The 277-nt window shown below is 75.1% G+C and carries 1 pseudogene; it reads left to right on the top strand.

The features are described from left to right. Window positions 1-50: 50 nt before the first annotated feature. Window positions 51-277: pseudogene (locus tag ACSNOK_RS34110) on the top strand (long-chain fatty acid--CoA ligase); the annotation flags it as partial.

Genomic DNA, 277 nt, shown 5'->3' with positions numbered 1-277 from the left:
CCCCACACCGGCCAGTGCAGTCCTCCCCACGCCGCGAACAGGAGCCGACCATGGGCGTACGCAAGGACCTGAAGAGGGCGAAGCAGCGCAGCGAACTCGCCGACCGCGTGACGGTGGAACTGATCCGGGAAGGCGGCGCCGTACGCGAGGCGCGCTCCTCCTGGCGCACCCCGCCGCCCGCCGCCCGGGGCACCACCGCCGACATCCCCTTCACCGGCGCCGAACAGGACCCCGACGCGGTGGTGCTGCGCCGCCGGGAGGCGGGCCGGTGGATCCC

Source organism: Streptomyces sp. URMC 126 (assembly GCF_051386555.1).
Taxonomy (GTDB): Bacteria; Actinomycetota; Actinomycetes; order Streptomycetales; family Streptomycetaceae; genus Streptomyces.
This window is presented reverse-complemented; position numbering and strand designations above follow the sequence as displayed.